Below are 16,508 nucleotides of genomic sequence, written 5' to 3' on the forward strand. Positions count from 1 at the left end.
GGTTCCAGACGCTTGAGCCGGTTTTTCAGGCTCCTCTGGCGCTGGCCGCACGAATGCTCGCGGCTGACATTTTTGCGCTCAGATCGGCAACATCCTGAATATCCATAAGCGGGTTATGGGAGATATAGAGCAATGCTTCCAGCCCGGTTGTCAGGACCGTGGACGCAATAAAGTTCATGCGATCGGGGGAAATATGCTGCATGCTGACAGTCTGGATCAGCTTTTTTTTCAGATCATCCAGCATCTCGCTTGTTTCTGGCATGCTGAACAGGCGCGCTCGGACATGGTGCTGGTTTAGTTCAAAAAAACGGGGTGCGCCGCTAATACTCAGTAGCTCGCGCAACACAGCATTATGGCTTCTGACAAGCATCTCCTCCAGCTTATCCGTCTCACACCGGGATTGTAGAATGGCACTCCGAACCCGCTGGATAATTTTGATCAGAAGCAGATCAAAAATGACATCTTTGGTTTTGTAGTAATTATAGAAGCTGCCAGGTGAGACCGTGCTGACGGAAACAATGTCCCGTATGGTGGCGGCATCAAAACCAAGAGTGGAAAAAACTTTCCATGCGGCGCTTTCCAGAGCGTCCTGCTTGAAGGCTTTCGTCATTTCGCGCTTTTGAGACGCACGATAAGCTCCACGCTTTTTGGCGCCAGCTGCACTGTCCTCAGAAAGTTTATCCTGTTGTTGCCGTGCCAACGGTGTTCACACTCCTTGCTAATCCCTCAATACGTTAAAGATTTCCACAAAACGTCAAACAAGTATAGCCGCAGGAGCATGGCTCCGGCCTCATAGGCGATGTCTTATAATTATGACTAATATGTCAAAATTATAAATCTATGCGTTTTAATAGAAAATAGAGGACAAAATAGGTTCTGATTTTGGAATTGTATTAAAAACAAGGTTATATACTTAAATCTGCGTGTCTATTTTTGGAATTCGGTTCCAAATTTAATAATAAATAAAAATGAAATCCCACCAAAAAAGTTGACGTCAAAGTCGCAAATTGTATGGTGCTCACGGGATAGCGATTTGGGCGTAGGGAAGAAAGCCTGTCGGGGTGCTGCGCCATATGGGGCAGCTTTCTGCTGGAGCGAGCAGCACGCTCTGCGTTTCCTTGCGACAAAAAATCGGGGAGAGCGCGACGTGCCGATGAAATGTCATGACATGACCCAAACCATGCAGGAAACAACCCGGCGTGGTGTCGGGAGTAAACGCTGGCAGAGGCCAGTTTACCGGGATTTTCTTCCGCCCTGTAACCATGCCTGCCCTGCTGGTGAGGATATTCAGGGCTGGCTCTCACATGCTCAGGCCGGTGAGTACCAAAAGGCATGGCAGGCACTGGTAGCCAATAATCCTATGCCGTCTGTTCATGGGCGCGCCTGTTATCACCCTTGTGAAAATAGCTGCAACCGGGGCGATCTGGATGCGCCAGTGGCCATTCATGCTGTGGAACGTTTTCTGGGAGATCTGGCGCTTCAGAATGGCTGGAGTTTTCAGGCCGCTCCGCCAACAGGCAAGAAAGTCTTGGTTGTTGGGGCTGGGCCGGCTGGGTTGTCCTGCGCCTATCATCTGGCACGGTTAGGGCATCAGGTGGAAATTCGGGATGCTGCGGCTGAACCGGGCGGCATGATGATGCACGGTATTCCCGCCTATCGTCTCCCGCGTGCGCCGCTTCAGGCGGAAATTGCCCGCATCACTGGTATGCCGGGCGTTAGCTTGCGGTGTGGTGAAGCCGTGGATGATGTTTTGAAAGCCCAGAAGGACGGTGGTTTTGATGCTGTTTTTGTGGGTGTGGGTGCGCAACTTGCTAATCATCTGAACATCCCGGCATCAGATGGTAAACGCATGATCGATGCGGTGGATATGCTGGCGGATGTGAGCAAGGGCGGCAGACCATTCCTCGGGCGTTCGGTAGCGGTTGTCGGCGGTGGCAATGTCGCTATGGATGCGGCCCGAACAGTTGAGCGGCTGGGTGCGCAGGATACGGTTCTGGTTTTCCGTTACGATGCAGCGCATATGGAGGCCCTTCCGGCGGAAGCCGCCGAGGCATTTGCCGAGGGGGTGAAAATCAAATGGCTCAGTGTTGTTGACCATTTTGGCACGGATGGCGTGACCATAGAAAAAGTGACGCTGAACCCGGACGGCAGCGTTACCCCAACAGGAGAAACCACACATCTACCCGCCGATGCCGTGGTGATGGCGGTTGGCCAACATAGTGACCTCTCCCTTGTGAAAAAAGTGCCCGGAGTTACGGTCAACACACATGATACGATTGATGTTGATCCGGCAGGCCTGATGACGGGGCACCCCGGTATTTTTGCTGGCGGAGACTGCATCGGTGGCGCACGAACCATGACCGCCGCAACCGGCCACGGAAAACGCGCTGCTCGCGCAATAGATGCCTATCTGGCTGGCAGGCGATACCAGCACCCTGATACGCATCCGTTGGTGACAGCAGATATGCTGCATCTGCCTGATTACAGGGAGGCTGCACGCCAAAAGCAGCCTGTCAAAGACAGTGAAGATCGAAAGGATTTTTCAGAAATAACCGGAGGGCTTACGGAAAAGGCGGCCCGTTATGAAGCTGGTCGCTGCCTTTCCTGCGGTAATTGCTATGAGTGCGATAATTGTTACGCTGCCTGCCCGGAGCAGGCCATAACCCGGTTGGGGCACGGAAACGGATATTCTGTCTCTCTCGATCTGTGCTCCGGCTGTGCCGTGTGTGCGGAACAATGCCCCTGCCATGCCATAGAAATGATGCCTGAACCAACAGATGCAGCAGCACCTGTTGGCAGCCTTGGAGAGCCCATTACGCCAACGCAGTTCAAAGTGCGGGCATAAGGAGGGAACGGGTGATGACCGAACAGACAATCACAACAGATGGAAACACCGCAGTTGCCCACATTGCCTATCGGGTCAATGAGGTTTGCGCCATTTATCCTATCACCCCCTCTTCCCCCATGGCGGAACTGGCGGATACCTGGTCAGATCAGGGTGTGCAGAACATCTGGGGAGAAATCCCTCTTGTGCAGGAAATGCAGGCGGAAGGGGGTGCCGCAGGGTGTGTGCATGGTTCCCTGCAATCTGGTGCGTTGACCACCACTTTTACCTCCTCGCAGGGGCTGATGCTCATGCTGCCCAACATGTTCAAGATTGCAGGTGAACTGACATCAACAGTCTTCCATGTTGCCGCACGGGCACTTGCTGCTGGCGCATCCTCCATTTTTGGTGATCATCAGGATATCATGGTGGCCCGCACAACGGGCTTTGCGCTTCTGGGTGCCAGTTCCGTGCAGGAAGCCCATGATCTCGCCCTTATCGCTCAGGCGGCAACGCTGGTGGCGCGGGTTCCGTTTATTCATTTTGCAGATGGTTTCCGGACATCTCACGAATATAACGGCGTCACGCTGGTGCCAGATGATGTCATCCGCGCCATGATTGATGAAACGCATGTTCTGGCACACCGGCAGCGTGCGTTGAGCCCGGAACACCCGTTTATTCGGGGGACATGGCAGAACCCGGATACATATTTTCAGACAAGAGAGTCGGTTAACCCGTTTTATGAGCGTGTGCCTGATCATGTGCAGGCCGCCATGCAGCGTTTTGCCACACTCACCGGCCGGTCTTACGATCTTTTCCAGTATGATGGCGCACCAGATCCGGACCGTGTGGTGATCTGCATGGGGTCCGGCGCTGAGGTGGTGCGGGAGACGGCAAAATGGTTGTACCAGCGGGGTGAAAAGGTCGGGTGCCTGCAGGTCAGGTTGTATCGGCCTTTTTCAGCAAAACATTTTGTTGCGGCGTTACCGAAAAGTGTGACGTCCATCGCGGTTTTGGACCGTACCAAGGAGCCAGGCGCGCCGATGGAACCCCTGCATGCAGATGTGGTGAGTGTTCTGGCGGAAGCCGTGGCCGATGGCGCATTCCCGCACATGCCTAAGGTGATAGGCGGACGCTATGGTCTCTCCTCCCGTGATTTCAATCCCGGCATGGCCCGTGCGGTTTTTGATGAACTCTCAAAACCTGTGCCAAAAAACCGATTTACAGTCGGTATTATTGACGATGTTGGTCATACCCATCTGGAGTATGATGAGACATTTGATATTGAACCTGCTGGTACTGTGCGCTGTCTGTTTTATGGTCTTGGTGCCGATGGTACCGTTGGTGCAAACAAGAACAGCGTCAAAATTCTAAGCGAAAAGCCCGGCTGGTATGCTCAGGCCTATTTTGATTATGACTCCCATAAATCTGGCGGCCAGACAGTCTCACACGTGCGTTTTGGCAAGCAGCCCATCACGGCTCCTTACCTGATCCGTCATGCTGATTTTGTTGCCTGCCACAAGTTTGATTTTCTGTTCCGGCGGGATGTTCTGGGGGCGGCCAACTCTGGCGCTACATTTCTCCTCAACAGTCCGTACTCCGTTGAAGATGTATGGGACCAGCTTCCACGCAAGGTGCAGGATCAGATTGTCAGCAAGAAGCTCCGCTTTTTTGTGATCAATGCGTCTGATGTTGCTCTCAGGCTTGGGTTGGGGCCACGGGTTAACACCATATTGCAGACCTGCTTTTTCCATCTTTCCAATGTTCTGCCCTCAGAAGAAGCCATTGCAGAAATCAAGAAGGCCATTCAGAAAACATATGGCGCAAAAGGTGATGCTGTTGTCAGGCTGAATTATGCAGCCGTTGATGCAGCAATAGCGGCATTGCACGAGGTAACTGTTCCAGATCAGGCTATGGGCAATGTGCCTATGCCGCCAATTGTTCCTGCGGATGCTCCCTTGTTTGTGCAGCAGGTAACGGGTGAAATCATGGCAGGGCGGGGGGACCTGATTCCTGTCAGCCATATGCCGGTTGATGGAACATTTCCCGGTGGTACCACGCAGTATGAAAAGCGCAATATTGCTGTTGAAGTACCAGTGTGGGACCCTGATAGCTGCCTTCAGTGTGGGCAGTGCAGCATTGTTTGCCCCCATAGTGTCATACGCGCCAAAATGTATGATGAAGACGAACTGGTAGACGCACCGGACTCTTTCAAATCTGCACCAGTCAATGCCCGTGGGTATCCATCGTCCCGCTTTACACTTCAGTTCTATGTGGAAGATTGTACTGGGTGCAGTGTCTGTGTGGAAAATTGTCCGGCCATAACGGAAGATGGCTCAAAACGGGCGATCAATATGGGAGAAAAACTGCCCATCCTGAATCAGGAACGGCAGAATATTGCATTTTTTGAAAAACTTCCGGACATGGATCGTGCCTCAATCAATGAGGCCAATGTGCGCGGTATTCAGTTTCTGGAACCCCTGTTTGAATTCAGTGGTGCGTGTGCCGGGTGTGGCGAAGCACCTTATCTGAAACTTGTGTCCCAATTATTTGGAGACAGACTTCAGATTGCCAATGCCACCGGCTGTTCCGCCATCTTTGCAGGGAATACACCGGCCCACGCATGGAAAGCCAATGCAGAAGGGCGAGGCGTTGCATGGTCTAATTCACTGTTTGAAGATAATGCAGAATTTGGATTGGGGTTTCGGGTAGCGGCGGACAAACAGGCCTCTCTTGCCCGCCAGCTTTTGCAGAAGCTGTCCGCTGTTGTTGGAGAGGAACTGGTAAACGCCCTTCTTGCCTCGACCCAGCACACGGAAGCTGAACTTGGGGAGCAGCGGCGTAGGGTTGCGTTACTAAAAGAAAAGCTGAATGGTGTTAAAACGCCAGATGCAATCATGCTTCTTTCAGTAGCCGATTTTCTTGTGCATCGGTCCATCTGGATTATCGGGGGTGACGGCTGGGCATATGATATTGATTATGGCGGCCTGGACCATGTGCTTGCACAAGGGCGGAACGTGAATGTTCTGGTTCTGGATACGGAGGTTTATTCCAATACGGGTGGTCAATCTTCCAAGGCTACGCCGCTGGGGGCTTCCGCCAAATTTGCCGCAGCCGGAAAGCGTGTGCCCAGAAAAGATCTGGCATTGCAGGCAATTTCCTATGGCAACGTGTATGTTGCGCAGATTGCCCTGGGTGCTAACCCGGAGCAGGCCGTTATCGCCATGCGAGAGGCGGAAGCCTATGATGGCCCATCGCTGGTGCTTGCTTATTCCCAGTGTATTGCGCACGGTATTGATATGAGCACAGGCATGAAACAGCAGGCGCGGGCTGTTGCATCAGGATACTGGCCACTGTTCCGGTTTGATCCGACCATGCGCAAAAACGGGCTGAATCCTTTCCGGCTGGATTCAACGCGCCCCCGTATTCCTTTGAAGGATTATGCGTATCGGGAACTGCGCTACAAAATTCTCTCTCGCACCCATCCGGAAGCAGCCGGGCACTTGTTGGATCAGGCACAGGCAGCCGCCAATGAACGCTATCGGGTTTATGAAGATATGGCCGCGCGCGATGGAAGCCGCTTTCTGCCCCATTGGGAGGATGTAAAGTGAGCGGGGGAACGGAGACAGACACAATGGATCTGACCACCCGGTATCTTGGGCTTGATCTCAAACACCCCGTTGTTGCATCCGCATCGCCACTGACAAAAGATCTGGACGGTATTCTGCGCGTGGTGGATGCAGGTGCAGCCGCCATTGTCATGGCCTCTGTCTATGAAGAGGACATTGCGCGGGAGGAAATGGCAGAAGCAGCTCTGTTTGAAATGGGAGAGGAGTCCCAGCCTGAGGCGTCTGGCTATTTTCCGTCTCTCTCCTATGGCACGCCGCTGGATGCACGGTTGACTGTGTTACAGCGCGCGGCCGAACGGGCAGGTGTGCCCATTATTGCCAGCCTGAATGGGTGTACGCTGGCAGGCTGGGTGGATTTTGCCAGCAAGATGGAACAGGCAGGGGCTGCCGCAATCGAACTGAATTTCTGGCGTGTCCCGACAGATTTTAATGAGAGCGGGCAAGAGGTTGAAGCGCTTTACCTTACTATTTTGCGTGCCGTAAAAGCTCGTGTGGCCATTCCGGTCAGTGTAAAACTGTCCCCTTTTCTGAGTGCTCCCGGCAATATGGCCAAACGCCTTGCTGAAGCGGGGGCAGATGGTCTGGTATTGTTCAATCGTTTCTACGAACCCGGATTTAACCCTGTTTCCATGAGTATTGAAGAAGATTTCCGGTTCAGTTCTTCCTATGACCTCCGTCTCCCGCTGATGTGGACGGGATTGCTGTCTGGCCATTTTTCTACGGATTTTGCGGTTTCAACAGGGGTTAATTCTGGAGCGGATGTGATCCGTTGCATGTTGGCCGGGGCTAATGTCACCATGGTCACATCCGCTCTGTTACAGTATGGTCCATGGCATATTCAGACAATGCTGGAAGAGGTGCGCTGCTGGATGGAGCAGAAAGGGGTAGAGAGTATTGCTTCTGTCCGTGGCCGTTTGGCGGCACGTGGCACACCAGCTCATCAGGCGCAGTTCCTGCGGGAAGAATACCGAAGCATTCTGATGACTGCATCTTCTCAAAAAATATAAATGTCTTCTGAAAGGTCAATTATGACTGAGGTCTTTTCAAAAGAGAGTGTGTCCTGCGGGTATGTTCAGGATGCAGCAGAGATGACGGTGCCCGCAGCTCAAAAAAGTCATCAGCTTTTTGAAAGTCTCATTGCGCGGGCGGCCAGATTATCATCTCCCATGCCAACCGGTGTTATCTGGCCTTGCGAGCAGCACGCTCTTGAAGGCGCGCTGGATGCAGCGGAGCATGGCCTCATGCAGCCGGTTCTGATTGGCGATAAACGGACCATAACCCAGTTGGCGGAAGCGCGTCATTGTGATCTGGGTAAAGCAGAAATTATTGATGTTTCTACGCCGGAAGCAGCCGCAGCACAGGGTGTGTCTCTGGTCCGGGAAGGGCGGCTGCGTACCTTAATGAAGGGAAGCCTGCACACAGATATTCTGATGCATGCCGTTATTGCCCCAGATCAGGGATTGAGAACAAATCGGCGTGTTAGCCACGTCTTTTTATTGGCTATTCCAGATTATAGTGATCTTGTTTTTGTAACAGATGCTGCCATCAATATTTTTCCTGATCTGGAAGCAAAGCGCGATATTGTTCAAAACGCGATTGATCTGCATATCGGGTTGGGACTGGGAGAGCCCAGAGTTGCTCTTTTATCTGCGGTAGAAGTTGTGAACCCCAAAATTCCCGGCACGGTCGATGCTGCCTGTTTATGCAAGATGGCGGAAAGGAAGCAGATTCAGGGAGGAATACTGGACGGTCCGCTTGCCATGGATAACGCGGTCAACATAGAGGCCGCGCGCATCAAGGGTATTGAATCCCCAGTGGCGGGCCGCGCCCAGGTCCTTGTTTCTCCTGATCTTGAATCAGGAAACATGCTCGCAAAGAACATGATTTTTATGTCCCATGCAGAGTCTGCTGGTATTGTTCTGGGGGCAAAAGTTCCCATTCTGTTAACCAGCAGGGCAGATAGTGTTCAGGCGCGGCTGGCTTCTGTTGCTGTGGGGGCGCTGTATGCGGATTATCTGGCGCGTAACAACGTCAGTCAGAAATATTGAGCGCCTTCATTTTACGGTAAAGCGTGGCACGGCTCACACCCAGGCTTTGAGCCGTGGCGCTTACGTTACCCTGACAGCCAGCCAAGGCGGAACGGATCACACTTTCTTCCGCTTTTTCAAAACTGACGGCACCTTCTGAATTCAGCTCGCCCAACAGGTGGGGATGGTCCTGGATCATATCGTCCGTCCAGCCCATCAGGGAGCGGGCGGCATGGGTTGCGCCCGTCACTTCCCCATCGGTGTTGATTGCAACCAGAGGGGAGGAGCAGTCTTCAGCAGGGCCAAGAGTGAGAATTCTGTCTCCCTCATAGCGTGTGCGGAAAAGCTGTTCTTCAATCCGGCGTCCTGACAGCATCAGTGTTTCTGTCACCAGCGCGGCATAAGGGCGGGTGGTATTTCCGCTCAACGCAGCAAGGTTAAGCGCGCCTGCAAGTTGGCCTTGCGCATCAAACAGAGGTACGGCGTAACTGGCCAGAAGGGAGAAACAGAAACGCCAATGGTCGCCTTGTCCCAGAAAAATGGGGCATTGCTCTTTTATGCAGGTGCCAACGCCATTTGTTCCCGCGACAGCTTCGTTCCAGATGGCCCCTTTTCGCAGATACAGGCGGCGGCAGACGGAAAGATGCGTTTCATCCGCACAGCGTGCCAGAATGGTGGCGTCCGGATCAGCCAGCAACACCATCAGGCCCATACCTTGCACAAGCTTGAACAGCCTGCGCATCTCGCCCATGGCGGATTTCAGCAGAATGGCGGAACGACTACTGATATGCAGGAACTCGGCGGATGAGAGCACATCGGCTGTCCATCCCTGAGCAGGGTCCAGATTGTAAGCAGACATACAGCGCTGCCACGATTGCTGGACATGCGGCGCATTCAGGGGCGCAACAGGGTAGGTTAGGCGGCGGGAAAGGCTATCACTTTCCGTCTCTGATACAGATTTTTGCTTACCATTCATGCAGTTACCAGCCAACTCGTTTTTTATCCTCCTTGTTGAAGCAAAGAGACCGTTTTTTGAGCTTTGGCCTACCTGATACTATACCTCACGATATATGTTAAAGAAAATTCTGTGAGGGAAGTAGGGGGGCAGCGCGCGTGCCTTTACCAGAGATACACGAACTTCATGTAGTAAGCGTTTGTTTCCGGGGTATTGCGTCCTTCCAGAGAGTGAGAGTAGCGGGCGGTGAAGGAAACATGCTTCGAGATATTGAACATGATGCCCGGGCCCATTGCAATTTCCCGGCTGTTCGAATTATCCAGATAATGGCCAGATGTATTATCATACGTGCCAGTTACATTCTGCCAGTCAAACGCTAGAAATGGTTCGATCTTCTGGGTGGCTTTCCAGCTGAAACGCAGGTTTGTGTAAAATACAACACCAGGGGAATAGCTGTGTTGCCCTTTGATGTGTTTTGTAGAACCCGTTACAGTTCCTGCATCGCCATCAAAGCTGAAATGTTTCCACTCATAATCAAAGATAAAACTGGAAATGTTGGACCAGTAATTGGGGGATGTTGCATCCCGTGTGCCAACAGGGGTCTGCATGAAGGTCTGAAACCCGAAGGTACTGTGCGCATTAGGTTTGAACCACGCTGCAGGCCCTACAATGGTCGGTCCGAACCCACCATAATTTGAGCCATCAGCAAGCGTGAAGCTTTCGCTTTGAATAAGCTCAAAGGCAAACCCCACATGCGGAATGGCGTCAAAGCTACGGAAATGCACGTATTTGGTCATGCCTGACCAGGTGTGGCTGCCGCCACGCGCTTCCCGCTGCCCCACGCTATTGTAAGAGTTACCGGCGGCGTTACCGTCCCCGTACTGCACCAGAACGTTGAAGGGCTTGAAATCAACCGGCAGATCATATTCGTGGGGACCGATAATTCCGAGTGTAATGTCTGCCGCACGGGCTGAAGAGGCATAAACCAGTGCCATACTGGGTATGACCAAACGAAGCAGAGAGCGCAGCCGCTCCGGCTTTTCTGTCAGACGCATGAGAAGAATTTCCGTAAAAAGAAACGGGGCTCCGGTCAGAACCGGGAGCCCCGCAATATGTCTACTTATTGGGCGTTGGAGCCCTGAGCGCCATCGAGCGTATAGGCAATGATGTAATCACCACTGCGTGTGCCCAGGCCGCCATGGCCACCAGCAGCAATCAGCACATACTGCTTGCCACCGACTTCGTAAGACATGGGTGTTGCCTGTCCGCCAGCGGGCAGACGATCACGCCAGATCACCTTGCCGGTGGAAAGGTCAAAGGCGCGGAGATAGTCATCCGCTGTGGCACCCATGAATACCACGCCACCTTTGGTTACAATATTGCCACCAATATTATACATCCCGGTAGGCAGCGGCAGGTTGTTGTGGGTCCGGAAAGGCCCCGTATCCCGCGTTGTGCCAACAGGGTGCTGCCAAACAATCTTCTTCGTAACGAGGTCAATTGCAGTCAGCGTGCCCCATACCGGCCCTTTGCAGGGAATCTGCAGCGGGTTCAGCCAGGGATTGGTATAGGCAATGTAAGGTGTGCCGTAATCCGGGGAGACAGAAAGAGCGTCACCCTTTGCGGCAGGTTCTTCACCCTGACCTGTCCATTTAGGCAGCTTGCCGGTTTCTTCCAGCGTGGAGCGCTTGTCCAGCTTGATACGGAACGGCAGATAGCTTGCATTGGCCAGCAGGATCTTGCGCTGCGGGTCAATGGTGATGCCCTGCCAGTCCACTACGCCATAGAATGCCGGATAGACAATGGTTGTCTTGCCAACATGCGGTGGCGTGAACTGCCCTTCATAAGCAGACTGACGATACTCGATACGGCAGATCATCTGATCCAGCAGGGTTGCACCCCACATGTCCGTTTCTTTCAGGTCAGGCGGCGTAAGGGAAGGCATGGCTGTCGGATAGGGCTGCGTGGGAGATACGCGGTCATCCGGAGCAATACCTGCGGTCGGGACCGGCTTTTCTTCCACCGGATAACCGGGCACAGGCTGGCCAGTGCGACGGTCAAGCACAAAGAATTCCCCGCGTTTGGTGCTTTGCACCAGGGCAGGAACGTTCTCCCCGTTCGGGCCGGGCAGATCAACCATGGAAGGGCCGGACGGAAGGTCCATATCCCACAGGTCATGATGCACGGTCTGATACGTCCAGCGGCGTTCACCGGTTTCAATATCAAGTGCAATGGTGGCGGAGGAGGTGGCATCATCAAACGGACGGCGTGATCCACCCCAGTTGTCCGGCGGAGAGTTACCGGTGGGAATGTAAACCAGACCGAGATTGAGGTCCGCCGTGTAAACACCCCAGGCGTTGGGGGTATCGCGCGTCAGCACATCATCCGGGCCGGGTTTCCAGGTTTCCGGGGTATGTCCTGCATCCCATGCCCATTCAATTTCACCCGTGGTGGCATTGAACGCACGGATGGCGCCAGAGGGTTCAAAGTTTGCCTGGTTATCAAAAATCCAGCCGCCGGTAATAACCCGGTTCTTCGCCACCATGGGCGGAGAGGTGACAAAGTGGAAGCCCAGCGGCACGTGGCCCAGATACTGGCGCAGGGAGATGAACCCGTGATCGCCAAAATCATCACACGGTTTGCCGGTTTCCGCGTTGACCGCCACCATCCGCACGTCTGCTACAGGAGAGTAGATACGGTTGCGGCAGCTTGTCTGGATTTCATCAGGAATGTGGTAGTAGGACACGCCACGGCAGGCCAGATAGACATTCTTGTCCAGATCAGCCGTGTTGGGCTTGGGGTCGAACTTCCATTTGATCTTGCCGGTAGCTGCATCCACAGCCATCACCCAGCTATGGGGGGTACACATATAAAGTGTGTCCCCAACCTTGATGGGGGTCAGTTCCAGGTTGAACTCATGGCCCTGGTCCGGGCCCGCAACCGTTCCTTCACCTTCCTGCTGCACATCACCCGTGCGCGTCGTCCAAGCCCGTTTCAGGTGGCTGACATTGGCAGTGGTGATCTGGCCCAGAGGAGAATAACGGTCTCCGCCCACTGTACGGCCATAGGCAGACCAGTCTCCATCCGGCACGCCATCAGAGGCCATGTCGCTCTGGCCCTGCGCGTTCATGCGGTCAGCCGGCACGCTGCCATTGATGGAGTAGGAAGAGAAGCAACTGGCGAAAACAACAAAGGTGGAGACGGCAACCGCACCCAGCACTTCGCGTTTGTCCGTAAGCCAGCTTGCGCCCGTGCGCCACACCCAGGGGAGCAGCAACCAGACACCAAGGCCAATCAGGGTAAGAAGACGAACTTCCAGCCCCCAGATATTGAAGCCAACTTCAAAGAGGGACCAAATGGTGGCCACCAGCAGCAGGGCTGCATACAGGCGGGCGGCCAGTTTTGGGTTTTTGAAGCTACTGAAGACAATGGCAAGCAGTACACCGCCTGCCAGAATATAGAACCAGGACCCGCCAAGGAAGAGCAGTTCAGCCCCTCCCAGAAACAGGAACAGCCCAATAAGAGTCAGTAAGGCTGAGGTTATTATGGAAATTAACCCCTTATTACTCTCTTGCATGATGTGTTTCTCTCAGAGTGTGTTCAATCGGCCAGAGCAGCCTGTGAAGCAATCAGTTCCACGTCTGTCAGCGACCAGCGTGTCTGATGAACAGGAAGTGCCTTGAAATTGTCACTACTGAAAGAGGGTTGGTCACCGATGTTTGTAGCAAAAAACCGGAACTGTTTCACGGATGAGACACTTCAGACGGTCTGACACACTTTTGCCCCGTATGCAGTGGGGAGGCTTCACACGGAGACTCTTTTCCCTGTGGGACGAGCGGTGTGCTACCACCTTCTGCGGAAAACAGTCTCGGAGACGTGAAAAAAGGGACGTAAGTGCTTCAGGCGTAATAAAAGCCGAGTGTCAGGCATCATGTGTGGAAGGAAGTGCTTTTGCTTCAATCTGAAGTTCACGCTCCATGAAATCGAGTTCCTGACGAATTGTCCATTCCGTTTCATCATTAATGCGTTTTTCAACAACACGTTTATGCAGCAGTTCCCGCATTGTACGAATAATATGAAATCGTAATGACAATTCAGTCCTTTTTTCACGAATGGCTGTCAGTCGAATTTCATCTTCCGCCGCTTCCGTATCGTCCAGACGTTTCTGCATGTCCTGATATTCATGAAGCAGTCGCGAGATGGCCTCCTGCTTCAAATCATGCGACTCGTTCTCATCCTCATCACGCTCAGCCAGTTCACTTTGTTGTTTGTGAAGAAAATGCAACGCCACCTGCGCCAGTTCGATCCGCATGGCGCTGAGTTCCCGCTGGGTCGGGTCATTGTCGTCCGGGGCTAATCCCGCCAGAAGCGGCGGCATGGTCATGCTTGCCAGAAGTAGCGAACAGATGATCACCCCTGCTGCCAGTGTTACCAGAAGGTCCCGGCCCGGAAAGCCGGTTGAAGCCGCTGTCGCAACAGGAAGGGAAAGGATGGCCGCCAGTGTCAGGGCACCCCGCGTTCCTGCTACAGTCATGACCGCCATGGTGCGGAGGGACGGGATAACCGTATTACGGTGCCTTATCCGCGCAATGATGCGGCGTGCGGTTGTGGAAAGCCAGATCCAGAAAAAACGGGTGACGCTCATGATGAGCTGGATCAGGAGAATGGCGACAAGCAATTTCCACGGAGAAACGCCCCCTTCACGCGCAAGCTGAAAGCCGTTGCGCACCAGTTGCGGTAATTGCAGGCCCAGAAGCAGAAAGATGGCCGCATTGAAGGTGAAGTTCACCATGTCCCACACCGTAGCGGCACGCAGGCGCGTTTCTGTGGTGGCTTCGTTCATGACCCCTGTGAATTTTACGGTCATACCCCCGGCAACGGCTGCGAGGATGCCTGAACAATGCAGGCTGTCCGCAATAAGGTAAATTGCAAAGGGCAGAATCATGGCAAGCGTAATGTGGGTGGGGGCATCATCATACCCGCGCACCAGCAGCAGATGTTCCGCCCGGCAGGCCGCCCAAGCCAGAGCGCACCCAATCAGTACGCCGCCAACAGACATGATGAAAAATACCTCCAGCGCATGCTGGAAAGAAAAAATTCCTGTCATGGCGGCAACCACTGCAAACTTGAAGCACACTAGACCAGAGGCATCGTTCAGCAGGGCTTCACCATGCAGAATATGCACAACGCGGGCAGGGGCTTTCCCCCCTTCAATCATGCTGCCAACAGAAACGGCATCTGTGGGGGAAAGGACGGCAGCCAAAGCAAAAGCGGCTGGCAGAATAATGGGCGGGATAAGCCAATGGATAAAATAACCACACCCGATGGTGGTGAAAACAACCAGCCCGAGGGCCAGGAAGATAATCACATTCCGCAATTCCCCAAACTCGCGCATCGGCATGCGGTAGGCATCTGCAAACAGCAGAGGGGGAATAAACAGGAGCAGAAAAATATCAGGATCAAAACCAACCTGTAAGCCGCCAAGTGCGGTCAGGCTGCCTATGGCAATCTGTATCAGAGGCAGGGGGAGCGGAATGCGGCAGATTTTTGCCAATAAAGCAGTCAGGCCGGTAACAGTCAGCAACGCAAGCACAATAAATAAGATGTTCATAAAGCTCTCTTATCCCGTCCAGAACCACCCATCGGCCCAAGCCCATACCGAAATTTATGCGACTATAGGGTCACATTATGTAGAAAAAAGGTCACAATGATGAGGTGGTCTGGGGCAGGGCCACACTTGACGGCCGGGCATGGCACGTTGGCCTATTTTGAGCATTATCCTTTCAAGACAGATTTCGCTTCTGTCCGTTTTACAGGCGGGATGCTCTTTTCCAAAAAAATCTCTCCGCCAATAGGAAGAGGTTTTTGTGCAGGCTTGTGCCTTGAAAGCCTGTTTCTTGCCGCCGCATGGGAACTTAGGGCAGCAGACTGGCTTTCAGATAAATCAAGTGTCATGCACCCAGCCAAAAACGCAGGAAAGACTATTCTCGCCTCTTACCGGGGCGGAGTTTTTCGGATGCACAGACGCTTCTCATTGTGAGGTGGGTTTGCGATGAAAATCTTTGCGTGTCTGACGACGCTTGGTCTCTTTATACCTCTTGCGGCTGCTCTGGCTGATGATGGTGCAGACCTGCAAGACGAGCTTAATAGCTGTTACGCAGGCAAGCGAAGCTGCCTTTTTGATCTTCAGGGGAAAACAAAAACCTTAACCCGCCCCTTAAAAATCAACCCCGATCTGGTGACGATCAAAAACGGCACATTTGAATGTGCCATGAAAAGCGGCACCTGTTTTTATGTGTCACAGGAAGGGTTTCCCCGTGCGCAGAAGGAAAGCATAAACAAACTGGAAAATATAACGCTACATGGAAACAAATCCATTGATGGCATAACAATGAATTATACTGATAACAAGAATCATAATATCAACGCTGAAATTACATTATCCAGTGTTTCCATCCAGGGATTCAACCATGGGCTATCCTTTGGTGATAATGTATGGGGCGTTGATATGTTCAACGTTGTTATTGGAAACGGAAATATTGGTATTTACACCCAACCGGGCGTCTATAATGCCGGCGAGCGTTCAACGTTTGTGGGCGGAACAATTTATAACAATGCCATTGCCGGAATTGATGAGGAATCTTGTTGGGAATTTGATTTTGAAGGTACCAGCTTCGATTTCAATACCCAGCAAATGATTCTCCGGGGCCCTACATCCTTTACAGGGCATATTGAAAATTCTGAAACAGAAAAACCGGAAATAGTCTTGTCTGCACTTGTTGGTGTGCCTGCTGGTTCACTCTATATGAGTCCAGGGTCAACGATAACAGTGGATGGATGGGACGCAAAAAATCCCAAGCAACCATGTTATGTTGAAACCAGCCTCCCGTACAATAATATCAAGATCCCGGCCACTCTTTTTGGCTTTGGCGGCACGAAGGGGGCAGTGTGTGACCCAGGAAAAGTTGTGACATGGGACGGGCAGGATTACAGGAAAATAACCGATAAAATGTAAGGTGATAAGAGAAAGAAGCGCACTTTAATCAGACGCCAATTCAAGAGGCTTCTTTGAA

Annotated in this window: 12 protein-coding genes; 5 read left to right on the forward strand and 7 right to left on the reverse strand. The window is 52.8% G+C overall.

Going from position 1 to position 16,508, the window contains the following annotated elements:
• Positions 1–25: 25 nt before the first annotated feature.
• Positions 26–700, reverse strand: a complete 675-nt coding sequence (locus ASN_RS11515) for a TetR/AcrR family transcriptional regulator (protein WP_006557990.1) — start codon at positions 698–700, stop codon at positions 26–28.
• Between the two features lie 453 nt (positions 701–1,153).
• On the opposite strand from ASN_RS11515, the gene ASN_RS11520 reads away from it, so the two are divergent.
• From ASN_RS11520 to ASN_RS11535, 4 genes are read left to right on the forward strand one after another with little or no spacing between them, the layout of a single operon-like run.
• Positions 1,154–2,845, forward strand: coding sequence for an NAD(P)-binding protein (locus ASN_RS11520; RefSeq protein WP_231948515.1), 1,692 nt, complete (start codon positions 1,154–1,156; stop codon positions 2,843–2,845).
• A 14-nt stretch (positions 2,846–2,859) separates the two neighbouring features.
• On the forward strand, positions 2,860–6,435 hold the full coding sequence (gene nifJ, locus ASN_RS11525) for a pyruvate:ferredoxin (flavodoxin) oxidoreductase (RefSeq protein WP_058988258.1): 3,576 nt from the start codon (positions 2,860–2,862) through the stop codon (positions 6,433–6,435).
• Between the two features lie 23 nt (positions 6,436–6,458).
• Entirely contained in the window at positions 6,459–7,460 is a 1,002-nt protein-coding gene (locus tag ASN_RS11530) for a dihydroorotate dehydrogenase-like protein (protein ID WP_058988259.1), read from the forward strand.
• A gap of 21 nt (positions 7,461–7,481) precedes the next feature.
• Positions 7,482–8,501 (forward strand): bifunctional enoyl-CoA hydratase/phosphate acetyltransferase, encoded by a 1,020-nt coding sequence (locus ASN_RS11535; protein ID WP_058988260.1) that lies wholly within the window; start codon positions 7,482–7,484, stop codon positions 8,499–8,501.
• On the opposite strand, the gene ASN_RS11540 is transcribed toward ASN_RS11535, so the two are convergent.
• The 6 genes from ASN_RS11540 to ASN_RS19975 all read right to left on the reverse strand — a co-directional run bounded on the left by ASN_RS11540 (position 8,485) and on the right by ASN_RS19975 (position 15,390).
• Positions 8,485–9,456, reverse strand: a complete 972-nt coding sequence (locus ASN_RS11540) for a helix-turn-helix domain-containing protein (protein WP_058988261.1) — start codon at positions 9,454–9,456, stop codon at positions 8,485–8,487. The genes ASN_RS11535 and ASN_RS11540 overlap by 17 nt on opposite strands.
• Before the next feature lie 143 nt (positions 9,457–9,599).
• Positions 9,600–10,490: a transporter gene (locus ASN_RS11545; protein WP_006557996.1), complete on the reverse strand. Its 891-nt coding sequence runs from the start codon at positions 10,488–10,490 to the stop codon at positions 9,600–9,602.
• 65 nt (positions 10,491–10,555) lie between these two features.
• On the reverse strand, positions 10,556–13,012 hold the full coding sequence (locus tag ASN_RS11550) for a membrane-bound PQQ-dependent dehydrogenase, glucose/quinate/shikimate family (protein ID WP_006557997.1): 2,457 nt from the start codon (positions 13,010–13,012) through the stop codon (positions 10,556–10,558).
• Between the two features lie 23 nt (positions 13,013–13,035).
• Positions 13,036–13,182: a hypothetical protein gene (locus ASN_RS19690; protein WP_006557998.1), complete on the reverse strand. Its 147-nt coding sequence runs from the start codon at positions 13,180–13,182 to the stop codon at positions 13,036–13,038.
• 175 nt (positions 13,183–13,357) lie between these two features.
• The gene (locus tag ASN_RS11555; RefSeq protein WP_006557999.1) at positions 13,358–15,046 is read right to left on the reverse strand and encodes a Na+/H+ antiporter; all 1,689 of its coding nucleotides are present in this window, start codon (positions 15,044–15,046) and stop codon (positions 13,358–13,360) included.
• A gap of 164 nt (positions 15,047–15,210) precedes the next feature.
• Positions 15,211–15,390: a hypothetical protein gene (locus ASN_RS19975; protein WP_167541312.1), complete on the reverse strand. Its 180-nt coding sequence runs from the start codon at positions 15,388–15,390 to the stop codon at positions 15,211–15,213.
• Between the two features lie 97 nt (positions 15,391–15,487).
• Here ASN_RS19975 and ASN_RS11565 point away from each other — a divergent pair, with 97 nt between their 5' ends.
• Positions 15,488–16,450, forward strand: a complete 963-nt coding sequence (locus ASN_RS11565) for a hypothetical protein (RefSeq protein WP_058988263.1) — start codon at positions 15,488–15,490, stop codon at positions 16,448–16,450.
• Positions 16,451–16,508: the final 58 nt, after the last annotated feature.

The sequence above is a fragment of the Acetobacter senegalensis genome (assembly GCF_001499615.1).
Lineage (GTDB): Bacteria > Pseudomonadota > Alphaproteobacteria > Acetobacterales > Acetobacteraceae > Acetobacter > Acetobacter senegalensis.

What these genes read in the sequence shown, in the direction of transcription:
- ASN_RS11545 (WP_006557996.1), bottom strand. Translation starts at nt 10,490, where the DNA reads ATGCGTCTGACAGAAAAGCCGGAGCGGCTGCGCTCTCTGCTTCGTTTG.
- ASN_RS11555 (WP_006557999.1), bottom strand. Translation starts at nt 15,046, where the DNA reads ATGAACATCTTATTTATTGTGCTTGCGTTGCTGACTGTTACCGGCCTG.
- ASN_RS11530 (WP_058988259.1), top strand. Translation starts at nt 6,459, where the DNA reads ATGGATCTGACCACCCGGTATCTTGGGCTTGATCTCAAACACCCCGTT.
- ASN_RS11565 (WP_058988263.1), top strand. Translation starts at nt 15,488, where the DNA reads ATGAAAATCTTTGCGTGTCTGACGACGCTTGGTCTCTTTATACCTCTT.
- ASN_RS19975 (WP_167541312.1), bottom strand. Translation starts at nt 15,390, where the DNA reads ATGACACTTGATTTATCTGAAAGCCAGTCTGCTGCCCTAAGTTCCCAT.
- nifJ (WP_058988258.1), top strand. Translation starts at nt 2,860, where the DNA reads ATGACCGAACAGACAATCACAACAGATGGAAACACCGCAGTTGCCCAC.
- ASN_RS11540 (WP_058988261.1), bottom strand. Translation starts at nt 9,456, where the DNA reads ATGAATGGTAAGCAAAAATCTGTATCAGAGACGGAAAGTGATAGCCTT.
- ASN_RS11535 (WP_058988260.1), top strand. Translation starts at nt 7,482, where the DNA reads ATGACTGAGGTCTTTTCAAAAGAGAGTGTGTCCTGCGGGTATGTTCAG.
- ASN_RS11550 (WP_006557997.1), bottom strand. Translation starts at nt 13,012, where the DNA reads ATGCAAGAGAGTAATAAGGGGTTAATTTCCATAATAACCTCAGCCTTA.
- ASN_RS11520 (WP_231948515.1), top strand. Translation starts at nt 1,154, where the DNA reads ATGAAATGTCATGACATGACCCAAACCATGCAGGAAACAACCCGGCGT.